Raw genomic sequence first — 22,573 nt, 5'->3', positions numbered from 1 at the left:
ATGAGTAAAAACTGCAGTTTCACTGTGGTAAAAATCTGTAAGCGACGTCACCGACACTGGATGCGACCCTCCCTGTACTGGATACGACGCCCCCTGTAGGCGTCAGATTTTCACTGGTACATGATCAGTCTCGACTCGTTTGCAAGGCACCGTGCCAGAGCTGTCCGACGCATACTCCAATAGCAGCACCTATAAAGCGCGGCGAATGCCGCCAGAAAAAACACAGGAGTCTACCCCGATGAAAGGTTCACCCTCGTTGTTGTTGGCCGCCATGCTGAGTCTGCCGGTCATGGCGCACGCTGCAGAACCGGAACAGTGCAAGACCGTCAACTTCTCCGATGTCGGCTGGACCGACATCACCGTCACCACCGCGACCACCAGCGAAATCCTCAAGGGCCTGGGCTACAAGCCACGCACCACGATGATTTCGGTCCCCGTGACCTACAAGTCGCTGGCTGACGGCAAGAACATGGATATCTTCCTCGGCAACTGGATGCCGACCATGGAAAACGACATCAAGCAGTACCGCGATGCCGGCACCGTGGAAACCGTACGCGCCAACCTGGAAAACGCCAAGTACACCCTGGCGGTGCCCGAAGCGCTGTATGACAAGGGCCTGAAAGACTTCGCCGATATCGCCAAATTCAAGGATGAGCTGGGTGGCAAGATCTACGGCATCGAGCCGGGTAACGACGGCAACCGCACCATCCAGACGCTGATCGACAAGGATGCCTTCGGCCTCAAGAAAGCCGGTTTCAAAGTGGTCGAGTCCAGCGAAGCGGGGATGCTCTCCCAGGTTGAACGCGCCACCAAGCGCGGCCAGGCCATCGTGTTCCTCGGCTGGGAACCGCACCCGATGAACACCCGTTTCAAGATGAAGTACCTGACCGGGGGTGACGATTCGTTCGGCCCCAACTACGGCCAGGCCACCATCTACACCAACACCCGCAAGGGCTACACCCAGGAATGCAGCAACGTCGGCCAGTTGCTGAAAAACCTGCAGTTCACGCTGAACATGGAAAGCACCCTGATGGGCAACGTCCTGGACGACAAAATGAAGCCCGATGCTGCCGCCAAGGCCTGGCTGCAGAAGAACCCGCAAATCCTCGACACCTGGCTGGCCGGTGTCACCACCGTTGATGGCCAACCAGGTCTCGATGCCGTTAAAGCTTACCTCGCCAAATAGCACCCGCTGACCCCGGGGCGGTGCGCTGCCCCGGGATGTTTCCCTCTTCGCATGTGGACATTCACTACCATGCTGACTGAACAGAAAATCCCACTAGGCCAGTACATCGCTGCCTTCGTCGACTGGTTGACCCAACACGGTGCCAACTACTTCGACGCGATCGCATCGACACTGGAAACGATGATCCACGGCGTGACGTTTGCGCTGACCTGGTTCAATCCGCTGGCATTGATCGGTCTGATTGCGCTGCTGGCTCACTTTATCCAACGCAAATGGGGCCTGACCGTCTTTGTCATCGCCTCCTTCCTGCTGATCCTCAACCTGGGGTACTGGCAGGAAACCATGGAAACCCTCGCGCAGGTGCTGTTCGCCACCCTGGTCTGCGTGGTCATCGGCGTGCCGCTGGGCATTGTTGCCGCGCACAAGCCGATGTTCTACACCATGATGCGGCCGGTACTCGATCTGATGCAGACCGTGCCGACCTTCGTCTACCTCATCCCTACCCTGACCCTGTTCGGGCTGGGTGTGGTGCCCGGCTTGATTTCCACGGTGGTGTTCGCGATTGCCGCGCCGATCCGCCTGACCTACCTGGGCATCCGCGATGTACCGCAAGAGTTGATGGATGCCGGCAAGGCCTTTGGCTGCTCGCGCCGCCAGTTGCTCTCGCGCATTGAACTGCCCCACGCGATGCCGAGCATTGCCGCCGGTATTACCCAATGCATCATGCTGTCGTTGTCGATGGTGGTGATCGCGGCGCTGGTCGGCGCCGATGGCCTCGGCAAACCGGTGGTCAACGCACTCAACACCGCTGACATCGCCCTGGGCTTCGAAGCCGGGCTGGCCATTGTGTTGCTGGCCATCATGCTCGACCGTATCTGCAAACAACCCGATGCCAAAGTAGGGGGTGATGCATGAGCATTATCCGATTCGACAAAGTCGACGTGATCTTTTCCAAAGACCCACGCGAAGCGCTCAAGCTGCTGGACCAGGGCATGAGCCGTAACGAAATCCTGAAGAAAACCGGGCAGATTGTCGGCGTTGAAAACGCCAGCCTGGATGTGGAGAAAGGCGAGATCTGCGTGCTGATGGGCCTGTCGGGCTCCGGCAAATCCAGCTTGCTGCGCTGCATCAACGGCCTCAACACCGTCAGCCGTGGCCAGTTGTTCGTGGAACATGAAGGTCGCCAGATCGACATCGCGTCCTGCACTCCCGCCGAGCTGAAAATGATGCGCACCAAACGCATCGCCATGGTGTTCCAGAAGTTCGCCCTGATGCCCTGGCTGACGGTGCGCGAGAACATCAGCTTCGGCCTGGAAATGCAGGGCCGTCCGGAGAAGGAACGGCGCACCCTGGTCGATGAAAAACTCGAGCTGGTGGGCCTGAGCCAATGGCGCAACAAGAAGCCCGATGAGCTGTCCGGCGGCATGCAACAGCGCGTGGGCCTGGCCCGTGCGTTGGCGATGGACGCCGATATCCTGCTGATGGACGAACCCTTCTCCGCCCTCGACCCGCTGATCCGCCAGGGCCTGCAGGATGAGCTGCTGGAGCTGCAACGCAAGCTGAGCAAAACCATCGTGTTCGTCAGCCACGACCTCGACGAAGCCCTCAAGCTGGGCAGCCGCATCGCGATCATGAAAGACGGCAAGATCATCCAGTACAGCGTGCCGGAAGAAATCGTGCTGAACCCGGCGGACGACTATGTGCGCACCTTCGTCGCCCACACCAACCCACTGAACGTACTGTGCGGTCGCAGCCTGATGCGCACGCTGGATAACTGCACGCGGGTGAACGGTTCGGTATGCCTGGACCCAGGCGCCGACTCCTGGCTGGACCTGGCCGATGGCAACACTATCCAGGGCGCACGCCAGAATGGCGTGGTGATGAACCTGCAGAACTGGGCGCCGGGGCAAGCGGTAGAAGGCCTGGACCGGGTGCCGACGTTGGTGGATTCCAATATCGGCATGCGTGACGCGCTGCAGATTCGCTATCAGACGGGGAACAAGCTGGTGTTGCATGACAACAACAAGGTGGTGGGGATCCTGGGCGACAGCGAGCTGTATCACGCCCTCCTGGGCAAAAACCTGGGCTGACCAACACCGCAAAACAACTGAAGGAACCGGGCCAATGTGGGAGGGGGCTTGCTCCCGATTGCGGTGTATCAGCATCAAATGTGCTGACTGACACACCGCTATCGGGAGCAAGCCCCCTCCCACATTTAGAGCATTGCCTGGCTTCAGCTATAGACCCGGCCAAGGAGCTGCCGATGGCTTTCGAACTGATCGAGCACGTCACGGCTGATCTGCTCCTGGGTGAAGCCCATCAGGTCGTATTCCTGCGGCCCGTTGTGCAGGTACACCTCGGCGCGGTAGTAGCGGGTGCGTTCTTCTTCGGGCAGGTCAGTGGGCGCCGAGGAATAAGCATCCAGGCTGACTTCGTAGACGAACGGGTTGCCCTCTTCCATCTCGATCCGCACACCGATGCAGCGTTTGGATTTGCCCAGCAAGGTCTGCACTTCCAATCCCTGCTCGCGCAACGCTGTGGCGGCTTCTTCCAATGCCGGCGTGACGTGCTTGTCCATAAAGCGTTGCACGGTGCCCTGGCTCGGTTGCAGGTCGAGCGCGGTCAGGCGCTCGCTGAACCCCCGGCGCCCGCGTTCAGCCAACTGCGCCTGCTCCTGTTCGATGGCCACATCCTGACGCATGGCCTTGTGCAAACCGAACATGAACAGAATCAGCACCACCGAGAACGGCAACCCCGCCAGCACCACCATGGTCTGCATGGCTTCGAAGTTGCCGGCGAAAAGCAGGCCGATGGTCACCAGGGTGATCACCGCCGACCAGAAGATCCGCAGCCAGTGCGGCGCATCTTCATCCACGTTGCCGCCTTTGCAGGACAGGTTGGCCATCATCACCGCGCCGGAATCCGCAGGCGTCAAGAACAGCACGAAGCCCACGAAGATCGACACGCCAATGACGACTTTCGACGCCGGGTAATGCTCAAGCAGCTGGTAGATGGCCATGGACGGCTGTTCCAGCGCAGTCTTGCCCAGCTCCACCGCACCATGGTTCAGCACCAGGTCCAACGCCGAGTTACCGAAGATCGACAACCACGCCAGAGTGAAGCCCAGCGGGATCAGCAGCACGCCGGCGACCAGTTCGCGCACGGTGCGGCCACGGGAAATGCGCGCAATGAACATGCCCACGAATGGCGCCCAGGAAATCCACCAGGCCCAGTAGAACAGGGTCCACAGGCCCATCCAGCGCTCGGTCTTGTCGGCGTCGCCTTCGTACACATAGAGGTCGAAGGTTTTCAGAATGATGCCGTTGAGGTAGTCACCGGTGTTTTGCACCAGGCCGTTGAGCAGGTGCAGGGTGGGGCCGAACAGCAGCACGAAGATCAGCAAACCGCTGAACAACACGATGTTGAGGTTGGACAGGCGGCGAATGCCATTCTCCACACCCGACACCGCAGCGATGGTCGCCACCGTGCTCATCACAATGATCACGATCAGCAGGTTGGTGTTGCTGTGCGCCATGCCGAACAGGTTTTCCAACCCGGACGACACCTGCATCGAACCGATCCCCAGGTTGGTCACCAGGCCCAGCAGGGTCACGAACATGCCGAAACCGTCCACCGCATGGCCGGCCGCGCCCTTCACCCAACGCTCGCCCACCAGCGGGTACAGCGCCGAACGCAGGGCCAGCGGCTGGTTGTGGCGGTACGCGAAGTACGCCACGGCCAGGCCGACCAGCGCATAGATCGCCCAGCCATGCAGGCCCCAGTGCAGGAAGGTCAGTTGCAGCGCCTGACGTGCCGCGCCATTGCTGGCGGCCGTGCCTTCGGGCGGGTTGAAGTAGTGATCCAGGGGCTCAGAGGCGCCGAAGTACAGCAGCGAAATGCCGATGCCCGACGAAAACAGCATGCCGGCCCAGGCGCCGTAGCTGAAGTCCGGGGTGTCGTCCTTGCTGCCCAGTTTCAACTTGCCGTAGGACGAAAACGCCAAGCCGACCACGAACACCAGGTAGGCGGCGATGACCACCATGTAGTACCAGCCGAAGCTTTTCGACAGCCAGGCCTGGGCGACGCCGAGCATGCGCCCGGCCTCCTGCGGGGCGATGATCAGGATGGCGGTCAACAACAGAATCAGCGCGGTGGAGGTGTAGAACACCCAACCGTTGACCCGGACCTTTTCCGGCGGGGTCTTTATAAGAGAGGCAGAACTCATGGCGCAGATGCTCCGGGCAGTGCGAGAGAGAAACACAAGGCAACGGTTATCCCGGGACATCGATTTTTCGGCAGTCGACGGACGGGTGTTATAAAGACACCCCGAAAATCCCCAACCCCGCCGAAGCGGTAGCCAGGCCCTGATACGGCCTGTTTCAGGGGTTTTCGCAGGTGTCAGAGGGCGCGGCTCCCAGGTAGGAAATATCTGTAGGCAGCGACCATTTGTCGCAGAGCTTATTCTTTGTTGATTGAACGTTCAATCAAAACAAAATAGACTGGCCCTCAAGCCGACGGACGTGGATCGCCTGTCGGCAGGCCAAAGGAGAGGTGCTACATGCCCAAGGTCGGTATGCAACCCATACGCCGCCAGCAGTTGATCGAAGCCACTTTGACGGCCATCGATCAGGTTGGGATGGGAGATGCCAGCATTGCGCTGATCGCCCGTCTGGCGGGTGTCTCGAATGGCATCATCAGTCACTATTTTCAGGACAAGAACGGCCTGATCGCAGCGACGATGCGTTACCTGATGAACGCGCTGATCGAGAACGTCCAGGAACGCCGGCGTGCCCTGAACGATGACAGCCCACGGGCGCATCTGCGGGTGATCATCGAAGGCAACTTCGACGCCAGCCAGGTCAACGGCCCGGCAATGAAAACCTGGTTGGCCTTCTGGGCCACCAGCATGCATCACCCGTCTTTGCACAGGTTGCAGCGGATCAACGATCACCGCCTGTATTCCAACCTGTGCTGCCAGTTCCGCCGTGCGATGCCGTTACCCGAGGCACGCAGCGCAGCTCGAGGCCTGGCGGCCCTGATCGACGGTTTGTGGTTGCGCGGTGCCTTGTCGGGAGACGCTTTCGACACGGAACAGGCGCAACGGATCGCTTACGACTACATGGATTTCCAATTGGCCAAGCAGGTGAGTTAGAGCCCTTATAAACGCTCAACCCCTGAACGTCCGCCGCGCAGTATTGCCACATCCCCATGGCCCACTGTTCGACGGGTAACGCCAACCACTTACGCACTTGCGAGGACTTTATGGCCCGTTTCGACCTGCAAAAACTCTACATTGACGGCGGCTACAGCGACGCTGGCAGCGATGCCACCTTCGAAGCCATCAACCCGGCTAACGGTGAAGTTCTCGCCCAAGTGCAACGCGCCACCAAGGAAGACGTCGAGCGTGCCGTGGTCAGCGCTGAAAAAGGCCAGAAGATCTGGGCCGCCATGACCGCCATGGAGCGTTCGCGCATCCTGCGTCGCGCCGTCGACATCCTGCGCGAGCGCAACGATGAGCTGGCCGCCCTGGAAACCCTGGACACCGGCAAAGCCTTCTCCGAAACCAAGTACGTGGACATCGTCACCGGCGCCGACGTGCTGGAATACTACGCGGGCCTGGTGCCGGCCATCGAAGGCGAGCAGATTCCGCTGCGCGACACGTCCTTCGTCTACACCCGCCGCGAGCCGCTGGGCGTGGTCGCCGGTATCGGCGCGTGGAACTACCCGATCCAGATCGCCCTGTGGAAATCCGCACCGGCCCTGGCCGCCGGCAACGCGATGATCTTCAAGCCAAGCGAAGTCACCTCGCTGACCACCCTGAAACTGGCCGAGATCTACACCGAAGCCGGCGTTCCAGCCGGTGTGTTCAACGTACTGACCGGCAGCGGCCGTGAAGTCGGCACCTGGCTGACCGAGCACCCGCGCATCGAGAAAGTCTCGTTCACCGGTGGCACCGACACCGGCAAAAAGGTCATGGCCAGCGCTTCGAGCTCGTCGCTCAAGGAAGTGACCATGGAACTGGGCGGCAAGTCGCCGCTGATCGTGTTCGAAGACGCCGATCTGGATCGCGCCGCCGACATCGCGATGATGGCCAACTTCTACAGCTCCGGCCAGGTCTGCACCAACGGCACCCGTGTGTTCGTGCCCAAGCACCTGCAAGCGGCGTTCGAAGCCAAGATTCTTGAACGTGTTGCGCGCATCCGTGTGGGCGACCCGCAAGATGACAACACCAACTTCGGCCCGCTGGTCAGCTTCGCGCACATGGAGAGCGTGCTGGGCTACATCGCCAAAGGCAAAGAGCAAGGCGCACGCCTGCTGTGCGGCGGCGACCGCCTGACCGACGGCGACTTGGCCAAGGGCGCGTTCGTGGCACCGACCGTGTTCACCGACTGCACCGATGACATGACCATCGTGCGTGAAGAAATCTTCGGCCCGGTGATGAGCATCCTCACCTATGAAACCGAAGAAGAAGTGATCCGCCGTGCCAACGACACCGATTTCGGTTTGGCTGCGGGCCTTGTGACCAAAGACCTGAACCGCGCGCACCGTGTGATTCACCAGTTGGAAGCGGGTATCTGCTGGATCAACGCCTGGGGCGAGTCCGACGCGAAGATGCCGGTCGGCGGCTACAAGCAATCCGGTGTGGGCCGTGAGAACGGGATCAGTTCGCTGAATAACTTTACGCGCATTAAATCGGTACAGGTTGAGTTGGGCGATTACGCCTCGGTGTTTTAAGAACCGAGCCTTGTAGTGCCTTTGAGGCCGCCATCGGGGGCAAGCCCCCTCCCACACTGACTGTGTTCACAAGTCTAGATGTGTAAATACAGTCAAATGTGGGAGGGGGCTTGCTCCCGATGAGGCCCGACCTGACCACACATCAAAGAGGGTGCATTCAATGTCCCAAGAATACGACTACATCATTGTGGGTGCCGGCTCTGCCGGTAACACCCTGGCGACCCGTCTGACCGAAGACGAAGGCGTCACCGTCCTGTTGCTGGAAGCCGGTGGCCCGGACTACCGCCTCGACTTCCGTACCCAGATGCCCGCCGCCCTGGCGTTCCCGCTGCAAGGCCGTCGCTACAACTGGGCCTACGAGACCGATCCTGAGCCACACATGGACGGGCGCCGGATGGAATGCGGTCGCGGCAAGGGCCTGGGTGGCTCTTCCCTGATCAACGGCATGTGCTACATCCGCGGCAACGCCATGGACTACGACAACTGGGCGAAATTGCCGGGCCTGGAAGACTGGACCTACCTGGACTGCCTGCCGTATTTCCGCAAAGCCGAAACCCGCGACATCGGCCCCAACGACTACCACGGTGGCGAAGGCCCGGTCAGCGTGACCACGCCCAAAGCCGGCAACAACCCGCTGTTCCACGCCATGGTTGAAGCCGGCGTGCAGGCCGGCTACCCGCGTACCGAAGACTTGAACGGTTACCAGCAAGAAGGCTTCGGCCCGATGGACCGCACCGTCACGCCGAACGGTCGTCGCGCCAGCACCGCACGCGGTTACCTGGACGTCGCCAAGAAGCGTTCGACCCTGACCATCGTTACCCACGCCCTCACCGACAAAGTGTTGTTCGAAGGCAAGCGTGCGGTCGGCGTGCGTTACCTGATCGGCGCCGCTGAAGAGCGTGTCGAAGCCCGTGCGCGTAAAGAAGTGCTGGTCTGCAGCGGCGCGATCGCTTCGCCGCAGCTGCTGCAACGCTCTGGCGTCGGCCCGGCCAAACTGCTGGAAAGCCTCGACATCCCGGTGGTCCACGACCTGCCAGGCGTCGGCGAAAACCTGCAGGACCACCTTGAGTTGTACCTGCAATATGCGTGCACTCAGCCCGTGTCGCTGTACCCCTCGCTGCTTTGGTACAACCAGCCGGCCATCGGTGCCGAGTGGCTGTTCAACGGCACGGGCATTGGCGCCAGCAACCAGTTCGAAGCCGGCGGTTTTATCCGTTCGCGTCCGGAATTCGAATGGCCGAACATCCAGTATCACTTCCTGCCGGTCGCGATTAACTACAACGGCAGCAACGGGGTGAAAGAGCACGGTTTCCAGGCACACATGGGCTCCATGCGTTCGCCGAGCCGTGGCCGTGTGCAGTTGAAGTCGAAGAACCCACGGGACTACCCGAGCATCCTCTTCAACTACATGGCCACCGAGCAGGACTGGCAGGAATTTCGCGACGGCATCCGCCTGACCCGTGAAATCATGCAGCAGCCGGCGCTGGACCCGTACCGTGGCCGCGAAATCAGCCCGGGTGTCGAGGTGCAAACCGATGAACAGCTCGACCAGTTTATCCGCGAGCACGCCGAGACCGCGTTCCACCCGTCCTGCTCGTGCAAGATGGGCACCGACGAGATGGCGGTGGTGGATGGCGAGGGTCGCGTGCATGGCATGCAGGGCCTGCGTGTGGTGGATGCGTCGATCATGCCGATCATCACCACCGGCAACCTGAACGCCCCCACGATCATGATCGCCGAGAAAATCGCCGACAAGATCCGCGGCCGCCAGCCGCTGCCGCGCAGCACCGCCGACTACTACGTAGCAGGCGATGCGCCAGTGCGTGGCAAGCCGCTGCGTGAAGTGGGGCCGCTGCGCAATAACTGATACACCGCCATCGGGGGCAAGCCCCCTCCCACATTTGGAATGCGTTCCCCTGTGGGAGGGGGCTTGTTCTGGTCAAGTTTTTCCGGACACCGATTACGGTGATCAAGCCGCCTCCTGCTCCATGGCTATTGGCGACAGGTAGTTGTTGTAGCTGTGGAGCCTGATTCGGTTGTATCGCATGAAGAAGCTGGTCATATCCTGCTTGGCTTCTTCAACTGTCATATAGCCCTTGGTGGGCACCCACTCTGATTTGAGCGTCCCGAAGAAACGCTCCGTTGGCGCGTTGTCCCAGCACTGCCCCCTACGGCTCATGCTTTGCGTTATCCCATGTCCCAGCAGCTCGGACTGAAAGTGCTGGCTGGTGTATTGGCAGCCTTGATCCGAATGAAACATCAAGCCTGCATGTTTGCCTCGAACCTCCACCGCCATTCTCAGCGCCTTGCTAACCAGGTTGGCGTCATTGATCAGAGAAAACGCCCAGCCAACGATTCGGCGGGCGAACAGATCAATGACCACTGCCAAGTGATACCAGCGTTTCCCAACCATTAGGCTGGTAACGTCGCCGCACCAGACTTGATTAATTGCGGTTGGCTCGAAGTTACGCTCAAGCAGGTTTTTGGCCACAAATGCTTCGACGCCTCTAGAGCGATACTGATGGCGGCGGCGCTGCCTGCTGGCCAGATTTGCTTCCGCCATGAGTCTTGCGACTAAATACCTTCCCACCTTGATCTGCTGGGCCTTCAGGCGCTGAGAGATCATCCGCGCGCCTGCGCTTTCTCGGCTTTCGACATGCAGTTGCACGACTTTTGCTCTAAGCGCGTCACGCTTGGTATTTGGCGCTGAGCGACGCTTAATCCAGTCATAAAACGCGCTGCGAGAAACGCCTAGCGCACTGCAAAGCAGGCTGGTCGGATATGAGTTCGACTCTCTCAGTTCCTCGATCAGGAAAAACGATCGGGATCCGACATCAAGAGAGCCGTAGCCTTTTTTAAGATTTCAGCCTCACTCTCCAGGCGCTTGACCTTGGCTCGTAGCTGTTGAAGCTCTCGCTGTTCGTCGCTGATAGCCTTGGTACCTGCCACTGGCTGCCCTTTGTGACGCTCTTTACGAACCTGATCAACCCAGCGGCGCAGAGCCGTAGGGCCAACGTCCATCGATGCACAGACGTCGGGAACTGAGCAGTTATCATCAAGAACCATGCTTGCAGCACGTTGCTTGAACTCGTGGGTGTAGGTCTTTCGCTGTTGCATGGAACCTCCTGATTGGGCGAATCATATCGCCCTTAAGAGGTGTCCGGGATCATTAGGCCAGTTCAGCTTGCCCCCGATGAGGCCCCAACAAACACCACACACCTCCTTGATCAGCCCCCCAGCCCCGGCCTACTCTGTTGGCCTGCCCCGCGCTGAGCTGCCCACAAGGAAGGACCCATGTTCGAACACCACGCCACGCTCAAACAACACTTCAGTGCCCTGCGCACCACCGCCCAATTCTTCTCCCTGCGCTATGTGCGCGAATCCGGCCGGTACCTGTCGGTGCGCAAGAACGTCGCCGAGCCGCCACACCTGAGCCATGACGAAGGCGCCATGCTCACCGTGCGTCTCAACGGCGTCGAAGCTTACGCCGCGACCAATGATCTGTCCCTGGCCGGCCTGCAAGCCGCCCTCGAACGTGCCGAGCAGCAGGCCCGGCGGATCAAGCCCCACGCCCTGCTCGACCTGCGCGAGCAAGCGGTGTCGAGTGACGTTGCCGACTACCTGTCTCCCGACTTCGACCAGCCCTTCCCGTCCCTGAGCGACTGCTACCAACTGCTCGGCGATGAGTCGGCCGCCGTGCCCAGGGATGAGCGCCTGGTGAGCTGGGACGTCAGCCTCGGCCAGACCACGGTCGAACAGATCTACCTCAACACCGCCGGCGCGCAACTGCGCCAGGCCCAGCGCTTTGTGTTTCCCGGCGTCAACGTCACCGCCTTCGATGGCAACGACAGCCAGACCCGCACCCTTGGCGGCAGCAACTTCGGCCAGCAAGGCGGGTTTGACGTGATCAGCCGCTTCGGCCTGATCGGCGCCGCGCCGCGTGTGGCCGATGAGGCCCTGCAACTGCTGCTGGCACCGAACACGCCCCAGGGTCCGCGTGACTTGTTGCTGATGCCCGACCAGATGATCCTGCAGATCCACGAGTCCATCGGCCACCCGCTGGAGCTGGACCGGATTCTCGGCGATGAGCGCAACTACGCCGGCACCAGCTTCGTGAAGGCCAGCGACTTCGGCCATCTGCAATACGGCTCCAACCTGCTCAACGTGACGTTCGACCCGGACATCCCCGAACAGCTCGCCAGCTACAGCCATGACGATGACGGCACCCGCGCCAGCAAGCAGTTCCTGATCCGCGAAGGGCTGCTGCTCAAGCCCCTGGGCGGCGCGCTGTCGCAATTTCGCGCGGGGCTCGGCGGTGTAGCCAACAGCCGTGCCAGCAGTTGGAACCGTCCGCCGATCGACCGCATGGCCAACCTCAATATCGAGGCGGGTGACCAGAGCCTGGCCCAGCTGATTGGCGGTATCGAACACGGCATCCTGATGTCGACCAATCGCTCCTGGTCCATCGACGACGCGCGCAATAAATTCCAGTTCGGCTGCGAATGGGGCCAACTGATCGAAAACGGCGAACTCAAAGGCGTGGTCAAGAACCCCAACTACCGCGCCATTTCCGCGCAGTTCTGGCGCAAGCTCAGCGCGGTCGGCGATGCCAGTACCTTCAAGGTGCTGGGCACACCGAACTGCGGCAAAGGCGAACCCAACCAGGTGATCCGCGTCGGCCATGCTTCGCCGGCGTGTGTGTTCAGTAACGTCGACGTATTTGGGGGAGATGCCTGATGAACGACTTCAAGGCACTGGTGGACTGGCTTAAACAGGCCATCACCGAGCAGGAACAGTTTCACCTCGGCTATGCTGCTGAAGCGTCCGAGTTCGTGCGTTTCAACCACGCCCAGGTACGCCAGGCCGGCCAGGTGCAACAGGCCAGCCTCAACCTCAAGCTGATCAACGCCGGTCGCCATGCCGACCTCGGCATTACCCTGGCGGGTGATCCGCAACTGGACCGCCAACGCCTCGCCACAGGCCTGCAACAGTTGCGCGAAACCTTGCCGCTGCTGCCGCCAGACCCCTACCTGCTGCTGAACCACAACGCCTGGCAAAGCCACAACGAACAACTGCGACCCTTGCCGGAACTGACCCAGGTGCTGCAAGACATCAGCCAGGCCGCCGAAGGCGTGGACCTGGTCGGCTTCTATGCCGCCGGCCCGATCAGCCGTGGCTTTGCCAGCTCCGACGGCGCGTTCGGCTGGCACCAGGCCAACAGCTTCAACTTCGACTTCAGTCTGTTCCATGCCAATGGCGAAGCGGTCAAGGCCAGCTACGCCGGGCACACCTGGGACAGTGCCGAGTTCGCCCGGCGCGTCCAGCAGGCCCGCGACCAGCTTCACTTCCTCGGCCGACCGTTGCACTCGCTGGCACCCGGACAATACCGCGCCTACCTCGCTCCAGCGGCACTCGAAGAAATCATCAGCATCGTGACCTGGGGCGGTTTTTCCGCGCAGGCCATCGCCAGCAAAGGCAGTTCGCTGCAACGCCTGTATGCCGGGGAACAACACCTGAGCCCGCTGGTAACCGTAACCGAGCAGATCAGCGGTTCGCTGAGCCAGGCATTTTCCACCGAAGGCTACCCGCGCAATGACGTCACGTTGATCCATGCCGGCCAGGCCGAAGGCCAATTGGTCAACTCGCGCAGCGCCGCCGAATATGGCCTGAGCGCCAATGGCGCCAGCAGCGACGAGTCCCCCAGCGCCTTGCAAATGGCTGCCGGCAACCTGGCCCAGGCCGATATCCTCAAGCAGTTGGGCACCGGGTTGTACATCAGCAACCTGTGGTACCTGAACTACTCCGACCTGCCGGCGGCGCGCCTGACCGGCATGACCCGCTTCGCCACGTTCTGGGTGGAAGACGGCGAGATCAAGGCGCCGGTCAGCACCATGCGCTTTGATGACAGCGTGTACAGCCTGCTGGGCTCGCAGTTGGAAGCGCTGACCGCTGATCGGGAACTGCTGCTGTCGGCGAGTACGTATGGCCAGCGCAACACCGCGTCCAACCTGCTGCCAGGCGCCTTGGTCAAGCGCCTGACACTGACCTTGTAATCCAAGAAAATCCCCTGTGGGAGGGGGCCAGCCCCCTCCCACATTGTCCTGTGTTGATTTCGGACACTTCGCTGAGCCCCTTCCTACCGTTCAATCCCATACTCCGGGCAGCCTGTTGTCGCCCGCAATAAACCTCGTTATAAAAGCTAATGGCATACCGCCACACGACAGGGAGTGTTGCGATGACCCAGGCAAGTTTTGTCATAGACAAGCTGTACAAGCACTACAACGTCCACGTAGAGCAACTGGGCAACGACCCACACAGAAAAACCGTGCTGATGGTCAATGGCGCCCTGTCCACCACGCGCTCCTTTGCCCGCACCAGTAAATGCCTGGCCGAGCATTTCAATGTGCTGCTGTTCGACCTGCCCTTCTCCGGCTTTTCCCGCGAGCACAATACCGACCTCGACCTGGTCACCAAGGATGACGAAGTGCAGATCCTGCGGGCGCTGGTGCAGCGCTTTGCGGTCAACCATCTGGTCTCGGCCTCATGGGGTGGCATCTCCACGCTGCTGACCCTGGCCCATAACCCGCCCTCCATCGAAAGCTCGGTGGTGATGGCCCTGGCGCCCAACCTCAACCAGGCGATGCTCGAGTATGTGGAGCGCGTACGCGTGTTGATCGAGGCCGATGACAAATCCGCCGTCGGCCATCTGCTCAACGAGACGGTCGGGAAATACTTGTCGCCCCGCCTCAAGCGCAACAACCACCGCCATCTGGCGAACATGGCCACCACCGAGTATCGCCAGGCGCGCTTTCATATCCATCAGGTGCTGGCATTGGGCGACGGCAACTACCTGCCGGCGCTCAGGCAGATTGAAACGCCGGTGCACTTTCTCAACGGTACGCTGGACGAATACACCCCCGCCGCCGATGCACAACTGTTCGGCAGTTACGTGAGGCGCAGCAGTTTCGCCGTGGCCGAACATACTGGCCATTTGCTTGACCTGGAATCCCGCGAGGCGGCGCTGGCAGTGCATCGCGTCTTGCTGGATTTTCTGGTGGGCGAGCACGCTTCAATGTCGGACTTAGACGAACCGCCAGTGGGAAAAGCAGCGACGGATGGCGCATAATCGCCAACACATAGCCTGCTAACAAAAGGGTTCCCATGCCGAATCGTGCCCCTCTCGACGCCAAGACCGCCCGCTGGCTCCCCTGGGTGGTAGCGATTGCCTTCTTCATGCAGTCGCTGGACGGGACGATCCTCAATACGGCTTTGCCGGCCATGGCCCGGGACCTGGCGGAAAACCCGCTGCGCATGCAGGGCGTAGTCATTGCCTACATGCTCACCGTCGCCTTGCTGATTCCGGCGTCAGGCTGGATCGCCGACCGCTTCGGCACCAAGAAAATCTTCTTTGGCGCCATCTTGCTGTTCAGCATCGGATCATTACTGTGCGCGCTGTCGAGCAGCTTGAGCATGCTGGTGGGTGCGCGGGTGATCCAGGGTTTGGGCGGGGCGCTGATGCTGCCGGTCGGGCGCCTGGTGGTACTGCGCGCCTATCCCCGTTCCGAGCTGGTGCGGATCATGGGTTTCATCACAATCCCCGGCCTGCTCGGCCCGTTGCTCGGCCCGACCATGGGCGGCTGGATGGTGCAATACCTGACCTGGCACTGGATCTTCCTGCTCAACCTGCCGGTGGGCATGATCGGCTGCTATGCCGTGTGGAAATTCATTCCCGACCTGCGCGGCAGCGAGCGCACGCGCTTCGATGGCCTGGGTTTTGTGCTGTTCGGCGCGGCGATGGTGCTGATCACCATCGCCATGGAAGGCCTGGGCGAACTGCACTTGCCGCACCTGCGGGTGATGCTGCTGCTGTTCGGTGGCTTGGCGTGCCTGGCGGCATATTGGCTGCGCGCCGGGCATATCGATAACCCGCTGTTCTCGCCGGTGCTGTTCAAGACCCGCACCTTTGCCGTGGGCATCCTCGGCAACCTGTTCGCACGCCTGGGCAGCGGCGCCCTGCCGTTTCTGGTGCCCTTGCTGTTGCAGGTGGCGTTGGGTTATTCACCGTCGGAAGCCGGCATGAGCATGCTGCCGCTTGCGGCGGCGGCGATGTTTGCCAAGTCCATCGCCCGGCCGCTGATCGAGCGCCTGGGTTATCGCGTGGTGCTCACCGGCAACACCCTGGCCTTGGGCGCGATGCTGGCGAGCATGGGCCTGGTCAGCGAGCAGACGCCCTATCCCGTGCTACTGGGCATGCTCGCGGTGCTGGGCGCGATCAACTCCCTGCAATTCACCGCGATGAACACCGTGACGCTGATCGACCTCGACGACGCCCAGGCCAGCAGCGGCAACAGTTTGCTGTCGGTGGTGGCGCAACTGTCCCTGAGCCTGGGTGTGGCCTGTGCCGGTGCGCTGCTCGGCGGTTTTACCTTGGAGACCGGCAACGATGGGGTGAATACGGTACTGGGCGCGTTCCAGCTGACGTTCCTCACGGTGGGCATCATGGCCATGCTGGCGGCGGCGATCTTCCTGCAATTGTCGCCAAAAGACGGCAAACGCGTGGTCAGCCGCGAGCACGACCTGGAGCATTGAACGGCGGCTCGTCTAGAACTTGCGGGGAAATTCCCACGAGACTGGTACACTGCGCGACATTTTGTTTTGCAGAGCCAGTCCCGTGACCACCATCGCCACCGCTTTTAATACTTTGCCCCTGTCCGCCGCCATGCTGGCTAACCTCGACTCGCTGGGTTATGTCGAGATGACGCAGATCCAGGCGCAGAGCTTGCCGGTGATCCTCAAGGGGCTGGACCTGATAGCCCAGGCCAAGACCGGCAGCGGCAAGACCGCCGCGTTCGGTATCGGCCTGCTGAACCCGATCAACCCGCGCTACTTCGGTTGCCAGGCCCTGGTGATGTGCCCGACGCGCGAGCTGGCCGACCAGGTTGCCAAGGAAATCCGTCGCCTGGCCCGCGCCGAAGACAACATCAAGGTGCTGACCCTGTGCGGTGGCGTGTCCCTCGGCCCACAGATCGCCTCCCTTGAGCACGGTGCCCACGTGATCGTCGGCACCCCGGGGCGTATCCAGCAGCACTTGCGCAAAGGCTCGCTGGTACTGGACGGATTGAACACGCTGATCCTCGATGAAGCCGACCGCATGCTCGACATGGGTTTCTACGACGCCATCGAAGACATCATCAGCAAGACCCCGCCGCGCCGCCAGACTCTGCTGTTCTCGGCCACCTACCCGGTGAGCATCAAGCAGCTGGCCTCCAAGTTCATGCGCGCGCCGCAACAGGTGAAAGCCGAAGCCTTCCACTCCGACGACCAGATCGAGCAGCGTTTCTACGAGATCTCGCCGGAAGAGCGCATGGACGCCGTGACCAAGGTGCTGGCGCATTTCCGCCCGGCGTCGTGCGTGGCGTTCTGCTTTACCAAGCAGCAAGTGCAGGAGACCGTCGATCACCTGACGTCCAAGGGCATTTCCGCCGTGGGCCTGCATGGCGACCTCGAGCAGCGTGACCGTGACCAGGTGCTGGCCATGTTTGCCAACCGCAGCACCTCGGTACTGGTCGCCACCGACGTGGCCGCCCGTGGCCTGGACATCGACGCACTGGACATGGTGATCAACGTCGAACTGGCCCGCGACTCGGAAATCCATATTCACCGTGTCGGCCGTACCGGTCGCGCGGGTGAGACCGGCATCGCCATCAGCCTGGTGGCGCCGTCCGAAGCGCACCGTGCCCAAGCCATCGAGCAGTTGCAAAAGTCGCCCTTGAACTGGGACCAGCTGGACAACCTCAAGCCGCAGAGCGGCGGCCCGCTGCTGCCGCAGATGAGCACCCTGTGCATCGCCGCCGGGCGTAAAGACAAGGTTCGCCCAGGCGACATCCTTGGCGCACTGACCGGCGATGCCGGCATTCCGGGGGCCCAGGTCGGCAAGATCGCGATCTTTGACTTCCAGGCCTTCGTCGCCGTGGAGCGCGGAATCGCCAAGCAGGCGCTGCAGCGTTTGAACGACGGCAAGATCAAGGGCCGTTCGTTGCGCGTGCGGATTCTGTAACACAACCGTTGATCCAATGAAGATCCAATGTGGGAGGGGGCTTGCTCCCGATTACGGTGTGTCAGTCAGTACATCTGTTACTGACACACCGCCATCGGGAGCAAGCCCCCTCCCACATTTGACTGTATTCCAATTCAGAATTTGTATGAGGACATTGCTGTGCGCTCGACCGAAGTTGTGATCATTGGCGCCGGCGCCGCAGGCTTGATGTGTGCGCTGACCGCCGCCGGGCGGGGGCGCAAGGTAATGCTGATCGACCACGCGAACAAGGCCGGCAAAAAGATCCTGATGTCCGGCGGTGGCCGCTGCAATTTCACCAACCTGTACACCGAGCCGGCCAACTTCCTCTCGCACAACGCGCACTTCTGCAAGTCGGCACTGGCGCGCTATACCCAGTGGGATTTCATCGGGTTGGTAACCAAGCACGGCGTGCCGTACCACGAAAAGAAACTCGGCCAGCTGTTCTGCGACAACAAGTCCAGCGACATTCTCGGCATGCTGCTCGACGAATGCATCCAGACCGGCGTGAGCCTGCACCTGGACACCTCGATTGAAGCCATCGCCAAGGTCGACAACGGCTACCAGTTGCAGACCACCCTGGGCGAACTGCGCTGCGAGTCCTTGGTGATCGCCACGGGCGGCCTGTCGATCCCGACCCTCGGCGCTACCGGCTTCGGTTATCAAGTGGCCAGGCAATTTGGCCATGAGCTGCTGCCGACCCGCGCGGGACTGGTGCCGTTCACCATCACCGATCAGCTCAAGGACTTGTGCGGCGAGCTGTCGGGCACCTCGGTGGACTGCCTGGTCAGCTGCAACGGCCAGAGCTTTCGCGAAAATATTCTGTTTACCCATCGCGGTCTGAGCGGGCCGGCGATCCTGCAGATTTCCTCCTACTGGGAATCCGGCGACACCGTGGAAATCAATTTGCTACCCGACCACGACGCCCACGCCTGGCTGCAACAGCAACAGGCCGAGCGCCCCAACAGCGAGCTGAAAACCCTGCTGGGCGAGATTTTCACCAAGAAGATGGCCAATCTGCTGGCGGAGACCTGGTTCGCGTCCAAGCCGATGAAGCAGTACACCCATGCCGAAATTGCCGACATCGCTTCGATGCTCGGCAACTGGCAGTTGGTACCGGCGGGCACGGAGGGTTATCGCACTGCCGAGGTAACATTGGGCGGGGTGGACACGCGGGAAGTGTCATCCAAGACCATGGAGTCGCTGAAAAGCCCAGGGTTGTACTTTATCGGTGAAGTGCTGGATGTAACCGGGCACTTGGGCGGGTTCAACTTCCAGTGGGCCTGGGCGTCAGGCTATGCGGCTGCGCAATATGTCTGACACGACACGGTAAAAAATGTGGGAGGGGGCTTGCTCCCGATAGCGGCAGCACAGTCAACTCATTAGCTGACTGATACACCGCCATCGGGAGCAAGCCCCCTCCCACCTTTTGTTTGGCGGTGAGCCAGGGAAATATTTTGCGCATCGATGTGATCACCACCCTTGCCGTGGCGTCCTTGATAGCTCAATTTAGCGGCATCGTCCCGGAAGACTCCCGACTTCATGTCATCGACCTCGTTCAAGCAGTCCCTGCGGCGCCTGTGGGCACTGGATAAATTCAGCTACAGCATTCGGGTATTCATCGCCCTCACCGGCAGCATGGCGCTGTGCTGGTATCAGGATGAAATGACGCTGTTGATCCCGCTGTTCCTGGGGATTATCGCCAGCGCCCTGGCCGAGACCGATGACAGTTGGCAAGGCCGCCTCAACGCCCTGGCGGTGACGCTGGTGTGCTTCAGCATCGCGGCGCTGTCGGTGGAACTGCTGTTCCCTTACCCCTGGATTTTCGCGGCCTCCCTGGCCCTGGCCACGTTCGGCCTGACCATGCTCGGCGCGCTCGGCGAACGCTATGGCGCGATTGCCTCGGCCACATTGATTCTGTCGGTCTACACCATGATCGGCGTGGACCAGCGTGGCGGTGCCGTCAGTGATTTCTGGCACGAGCCCTTGCTGCTGGTGGCGGGTGCGGCCTGGTACGGCGTGCTGTCGGTGCTGTGGCAGGCGCTGTTTTCCAACCAGCCGGTGCAGCAGAGCCTGGCGCGGTTGTTCCGCGAGCTGGGGCGTTATCTCAAGCTCAAGTCGTCGCTGTTCGAACCGATCCGCCAGCTGGACGTAGAGGCGCGGCGCCTGGAATTGGCCCAGCAAAATGGCCGGGTCGTCGCCGCCTTGAACGCCGCCAAGGAAATTATCCTGCACCGCGTCGGCAATGGTCGCCCAGGCTCGAAGGTCAGCCGGTACCTGAAGCTGTACTTCCTGGCGCAAGACATCCACGAGCGCGCCAGTTCGTCCCATTACCCGTATAACGCCCTGGCCGAAGCCTTCTTCCACAGCGACGTGCTGTTCCGCTGCCAACGCCTGCTGCGCCAGCAAGGCAAGGCGTGCCAGGCCCTGGCCGAGTCGATCCAGCTGCGCCAGCCGTTCATTTATGACGACAGCTTCGCCGAAGCCCTGGGCGATTTGAACGCCTCCCTGGAACACCTGCGCATCCAGAGCAACCCGGCCTGGCGCGGCCTGCTGCGCTCGTTGCGCGCCCTGGCCGCCAACTTGTCCACCCTCGACCGCCTGCTCGGCGACGCGAGCAACCCCGACGCCCTGGCCGACGCCACCGACAGCAACCTGCTGGACCGCGCCCCGCGCAACCTCAAGGAAATGTGGACGCGCCTGCGCACCCAGCTCACGCCGACCTCGCTGCTGTTTCGCCACGCCCTGCGCCTGTCCCTGGCACTGACCGTCGGCTACGCCACGCTGCATGCCATCCACGCGTCCCAAGGCTACTGGATCATCCTCACCACGCTATTTGTTTGCCAACCGAACTACGGCGCGACGCGACGCAAGCTCGGCCAGCGGATCATCGGCACCGCCATCGGGCTCACGGTGGCCTGGGCGCTGTTCGACCTGTTCCCCAGCCCGGTGGTGCAGTCGATGTTCGCCATCGCCGCCGGCCTGGTGTTCTTTATCAACCGCACCACGCGCTACACCCTGGCCACAGCAGCGATCACCCTGATGGTGCTGTTCTGCTTCAACCAAGTGGGCGATGGCTACGGACTGTTCCTGCCACGCCTGTTCGATACCCTGCTCGGCAGCCTGATCGCGGGCCTGGCGGTGTTCCTGTTCCTGCCGGACTGGCAAGGCCGGCGCCTAAACAAAGTGCTGGCCAATACCCTGACCTGCAACAGCATCTACCTGCGCCAGATCATGCAGCAGTATGCCGCTGGCAAGAGCGACGACCTGGCCTACCGCCTGGCCCGTCGCAACGCGCACAACGCCGATGCGGCGCTGTCCACCACCCTGGCGAACATGCTGATGGAACCGGGGCATTTCCGTAAGGAAGCGGATGTGGGCTTCAGGTTCCTGGTGCTGTCGCACACCCTGCTCAGCTACTTGTCGGGCCTTGGCGCACACCGCGACACCCAGCTGCCGGCCGAGGTGCGGGAGCAGTTGATCGACGGTGCCGGGCACGCCCTGGCGTTGAGCATCGACGAGATCGCCAGTGGGCTGGCGAATAAACAGCCGATTGCGATTCAGAGTGATGAGGAGGAAGCACTGGCGGCGCAGCTTGAGCAGATGCCGGATGAGATCGACGAAGGCCAGCGGCTGGTGCAGACGCAGTTGGCGTTGATCTGTCGGCAGTTGGGGCCGTTGCGGACGTTGGCGGCGCATTTGATCAAGGATACCCGCGCGGCTTAGAACGCCATCGGGGGCAAGCCCCCTCCCACATTTTGACTGTGTTCACAAATCAAAAGTGTGGGAGGGGGCTTGCCCCCGATGAGGCCCTCACAGGCACTACATCCCATGGGCCTTCATCAACCTGGCATAACTGCCATCGGCCTTCATCCTGGCAATCTCCCGATCAAAGCCGGCCACGATCTGCGCATGCTCGGGGTTCTTCAGGCTGACCAGAATATGCAGGCTGTTCTCGCTCAGCGGCTTGCCCAGGAACTCCACGGCATTGCGCACCCTCGGCGACTCCCGCGCCAGGTAGTAACGCGCCACGTACTCGTCTTCCAGGGTCAGCCGCACACGGCCCGCCGCCAGCATGCGCACGGCCATGGCAAAGTTATGCACCGGGACTTTCTGTAACAGCGCATCCTGGTCGAACGCCGCCGAATAGGCATAGCCGCGCACCACGGCGATGCTTTCGTCGTGCAACTGTTCCAGGCTCTGATAATCGATAGCGTCGTCGCGACGCTTGATAAAACGCACACGGTTGACCAGATATTGCTCGGAAAACTGCCCCAGCTGCGTGCGGGCATCGTCGTACCACGCGTTGATCAGCACGTCGTAGCGCCCATCGCCTACACCCTTCAGCGCGCGCGCCCAAGGCACCTGCTCAAAATCACTGGCGTACCCCGCCCGAGCCAGCGCGGTGCTGACGATATCCGTGGCCAGCCCGCCGTTGACCAAGGTGACATCGGTGAACGGTGGCCAGCCATCCGCCACCAGGCGCAGACGCTGCGCCACCACCGGTTGAGCCAGCAGTAACACTGCAATCAAAGCAACGGCACGAGACAATCGCGGCATGCTTAAAATCCTTGGCG

Annotated in this window: 17 protein-coding genes; 13 read left to right on the top strand and 4 right to left on the bottom strand. The window is 61.4% G+C overall.

The features are described 5' to 3' along the window. The first annotated feature begins 238 nt into the window (after window positions 1-238). The 3 genes from C4J93_RS02130 (at window position 239) to choV (ending at window position 3,276) form a co-directional block, all read left to right on the top strand. Entirely contained in the window at window positions 239-1,186 is a 948-nt protein-coding gene (locus C4J93_RS02130; protein ID WP_124365538.1) for a choline ABC transporter substrate-binding protein, read from the top strand. Window positions 1,187-1,255: 69 nt separating this feature from the next. Then, a complete protein-coding gene (gene choW, locus C4J93_RS02125) occupies window positions 1,256-2,101 on the top strand; it encodes a choline ABC transporter permease subunit (RefSeq protein WP_003194913.1) in 846 nt (281 codons plus the stop codon). Further along, entirely contained in the window at window positions 2,098-3,276 is a 1,179-nt protein-coding gene (choV, locus tag C4J93_RS02120; protein WP_124428467.1) for a choline ABC transporter ATP-binding protein, read from the top strand. The genes choW and choV overlap by 4 nt, the downstream gene beginning before the upstream one ends. A 143-nt stretch (window positions 3,277-3,419) precedes the next feature. Here the strand turns inward: choV and C4J93_RS02115 are convergent, their stop codons facing one another. Next, window positions 3,420-5,354 (bottom strand): BCCT family transporter, encoded by a 1,935-nt coding sequence (locus C4J93_RS02115; protein ID WP_256660181.1) that lies wholly within the window; start codon window positions 5,352-5,354, stop codon window positions 3,420-3,422. A gap of 390 nt (window positions 5,355-5,744) precedes the next feature. Here C4J93_RS02115 and betI point away from each other — a divergent pair, with 390 nt between their 5' ends. The 3 genes from betI to betA all read left to right on the top strand — a co-directional run bounded on the left by betI (window position 5,745) and on the right by betA (window position 9,788). Then, window positions 5,745-6,338 carry a transcriptional regulator BetI gene (gene betI / locus C4J93_RS02110; RefSeq protein WP_124360922.1) on the top strand — a complete coding sequence of 198 codons (594 nt, stop codon included), beginning with the start codon at window positions 5,745-5,747 and terminating at the stop codon, window positions 6,336-6,338. A gap of 110 nt (window positions 6,339-6,448) precedes the next feature. Beyond that, window positions 6,449-7,921, top strand: coding sequence for a betaine-aldehyde dehydrogenase (gene betB / locus C4J93_RS02105; RefSeq protein ID WP_124369310.1), 1,473 nt, complete (start codon window positions 6,449-6,451; stop codon window positions 7,919-7,921). Window positions 7,922-8,081: 160 nt separating this feature from the next. Further along, window positions 8,082-9,788, top strand: a complete 1,707-nt coding sequence (gene betA, locus C4J93_RS02100) for a choline dehydrogenase (protein WP_124428466.1) — start codon at window positions 8,082-8,084, stop codon at window positions 9,786-9,788. 102 nt (window positions 9,789-9,890) lie between these two features. Here betA and C4J93_RS02095 read toward each other — a convergent pair whose 3' ends face one another. Together C4J93_RS02095 and C4J93_RS27270 are read right to left on the bottom strand one after the other, a co-directional pair. After that, a complete protein-coding gene (locus C4J93_RS02095; RefSeq protein WP_256660180.1) occupies window positions 9,891-10,721 on the bottom strand; it encodes an IS3 family transposase in 831 nt (276 codons plus the stop codon). A gap of 8 nt (window positions 10,722-10,729) precedes the next feature. Beyond that, window positions 10,730-11,038, bottom strand: a complete 309-nt coding sequence (locus C4J93_RS27270; protein WP_256658866.1) for a transposase — start codon at window positions 11,036-11,038, stop codon at window positions 10,730-10,732. A gap of 177 nt (window positions 11,039-11,215) precedes the next feature. Here C4J93_RS27270 and C4J93_RS02090 point away from each other — a divergent pair, with 177 nt between their 5' ends. From C4J93_RS02090 to yccS, 7 genes are all read left to right on the top strand, one after another. Then, on the top strand, window positions 11,216-12,658 hold the full coding sequence (locus tag C4J93_RS02090; RefSeq protein ID WP_124428465.1) for a TldD/PmbA family protein: 1,443 nt from the start codon (window positions 11,216-11,218) through the stop codon (window positions 12,656-12,658). Further along, entirely contained in the window at window positions 12,658-13,974 is a 1,317-nt protein-coding gene (locus tag C4J93_RS02085; protein WP_124428464.1) for a TldD/PmbA family protein, read from the top strand. The genes C4J93_RS02090 and C4J93_RS02085 overlap by 1 nt, the downstream gene beginning before the upstream one ends. A 182-nt stretch (window positions 13,975-14,156) precedes the next feature. Then, entirely contained in the window at window positions 14,157-15,047 is an 891-nt protein-coding gene (locus C4J93_RS02080) for an alpha/beta fold hydrolase (RefSeq protein ID WP_124428463.1), read from the top strand. Between the two features lie 35 nt (window positions 15,048-15,082). After that, the gene (mdtD, locus tag C4J93_RS02075; protein ID WP_124428462.1) at window positions 15,083-16,510 is read left to right on the top strand and encodes a multidrug transporter subunit MdtD; all 1,428 of its coding nucleotides are present in this window, start codon (window positions 15,083-15,085) and stop codon (window positions 16,508-16,510) included. A gap of 130 nt (window positions 16,511-16,640) precedes the next feature. Then, window positions 16,641-17,978, top strand: coding sequence for an ATP-dependent RNA helicase DbpA (dbpA, locus tag C4J93_RS02070; protein ID WP_256660179.1), 1,338 nt, complete (start codon window positions 16,641-16,643; stop codon window positions 17,976-17,978). A gap of 159 nt (window positions 17,979-18,137) precedes the next feature. Beyond that, a complete protein-coding gene (locus C4J93_RS02065) occupies window positions 18,138-19,316 on the top strand; it encodes an NAD(P)/FAD-dependent oxidoreductase (protein WP_124428460.1) in 1,179 nt (392 codons plus the stop codon). Window positions 19,317-19,538: 222 nt separating this feature from the next. Further along, window positions 19,539-21,722 (top strand): YccS family putative transporter, encoded by a 2,184-nt coding sequence (gene yccS / locus C4J93_RS02060; protein ID WP_124369304.1) that lies wholly within the window; start codon window positions 19,539-19,541, stop codon window positions 21,720-21,722. 96 nt (window positions 21,723-21,818) lie between these two features. On the opposite strand, the gene C4J93_RS02055 is transcribed toward yccS, so the two are convergent. Further along, complete coding sequence (locus C4J93_RS02055; protein ID WP_124365528.1) at window positions 21,819-22,556, bottom strand: ABC transporter substrate-binding protein; 738 nt, start codon at window positions 22,554-22,556, stop codon at window positions 21,819-21,821. Between the last annotated feature and the right edge of the window lie 17 nt (window positions 22,557-22,573).

Origin of the sequence: Pseudomonas sp. R2-37-08W (assembly GCF_003851705.1) — a bacterium.
In the GTDB taxonomy this organism is placed as follows: Bacteria; Pseudomonadota; Gammaproteobacteria; order Pseudomonadales; family Pseudomonadaceae; genus Aquipseudomonas.
The sequence above is the reverse complement of the archived record's forward strand: the minus strand, read 5'-3'. Positions and strand labels throughout refer to the sequence as shown.

Coding starts and splice junctions, on each gene's coding strand:
- dbpA (WP_256660179.1), top strand. CDS start 16,641: ATGCTGGCTAACCTCGACTCGCTGGGTTATGTCGAGATGACGCAGATC.
- betB (WP_124369310.1), top strand. CDS start 6,449: ATGGCCCGTTTCGACCTGCAAAAACTCTACATTGACGGCGGCTACAGC.
- C4J93_RS27270 (WP_256658866.1), bottom strand. CDS start 11,038: ATGCAACAGCGAAAGACCTACACCCACGAGTTCAAGCAACGTGCTGCA.
- C4J93_RS02130 (WP_124365538.1), top strand. CDS start 239: ATGAAAGGTTCACCCTCGTTGTTGTTGGCCGCCATGCTGAGTCTGCCG.
- choW (WP_003194913.1), top strand. CDS start 1,256: ATGCTGACTGAACAGAAAATCCCACTAGGCCAGTACATCGCTGCCTTC.
- yccS (WP_124369304.1), top strand. CDS start 19,539: ATGTCATCGACCTCGTTCAAGCAGTCCCTGCGGCGCCTGTGGGCACTG.
- C4J93_RS02090 (WP_124428465.1), top strand. CDS start 11,216: ATGTTCGAACACCACGCCACGCTCAAACAACACTTCAGTGCCCTGCGC.
- betI (WP_124360922.1), top strand. CDS start 5,745: ATGCCCAAGGTCGGTATGCAACCCATACGCCGCCAGCAGTTGATCGAA.
- C4J93_RS02080 (WP_124428463.1), top strand. CDS start 14,157: ATGACCCAGGCAAGTTTTGTCATAGACAAGCTGTACAAGCACTACAAC.
- choV (WP_124428467.1), top strand. CDS start 2,098: ATGAGCATTATCCGATTCGACAAAGTCGACGTGATCTTTTCCAAAGAC.
- mdtD (WP_124428462.1), top strand. CDS start 15,083: ATGCCGAATCGTGCCCCTCTCGACGCCAAGACCGCCCGCTGGCTCCCC.
- betA (WP_124428466.1), top strand. CDS start 8,082: ATGTCCCAAGAATACGACTACATCATTGTGGGTGCCGGCTCTGCCGGT.
- C4J93_RS02055 (WP_124365528.1), bottom strand. CDS start 22,556: ATGCCGCGATTGTCTCGTGCCGTTGCTTTGATTGCAGTGTTACTGCTG.
- C4J93_RS02085 (WP_124428464.1), top strand. CDS start 12,658: ATGAACGACTTCAAGGCACTGGTGGACTGGCTTAAACAGGCCATCACC.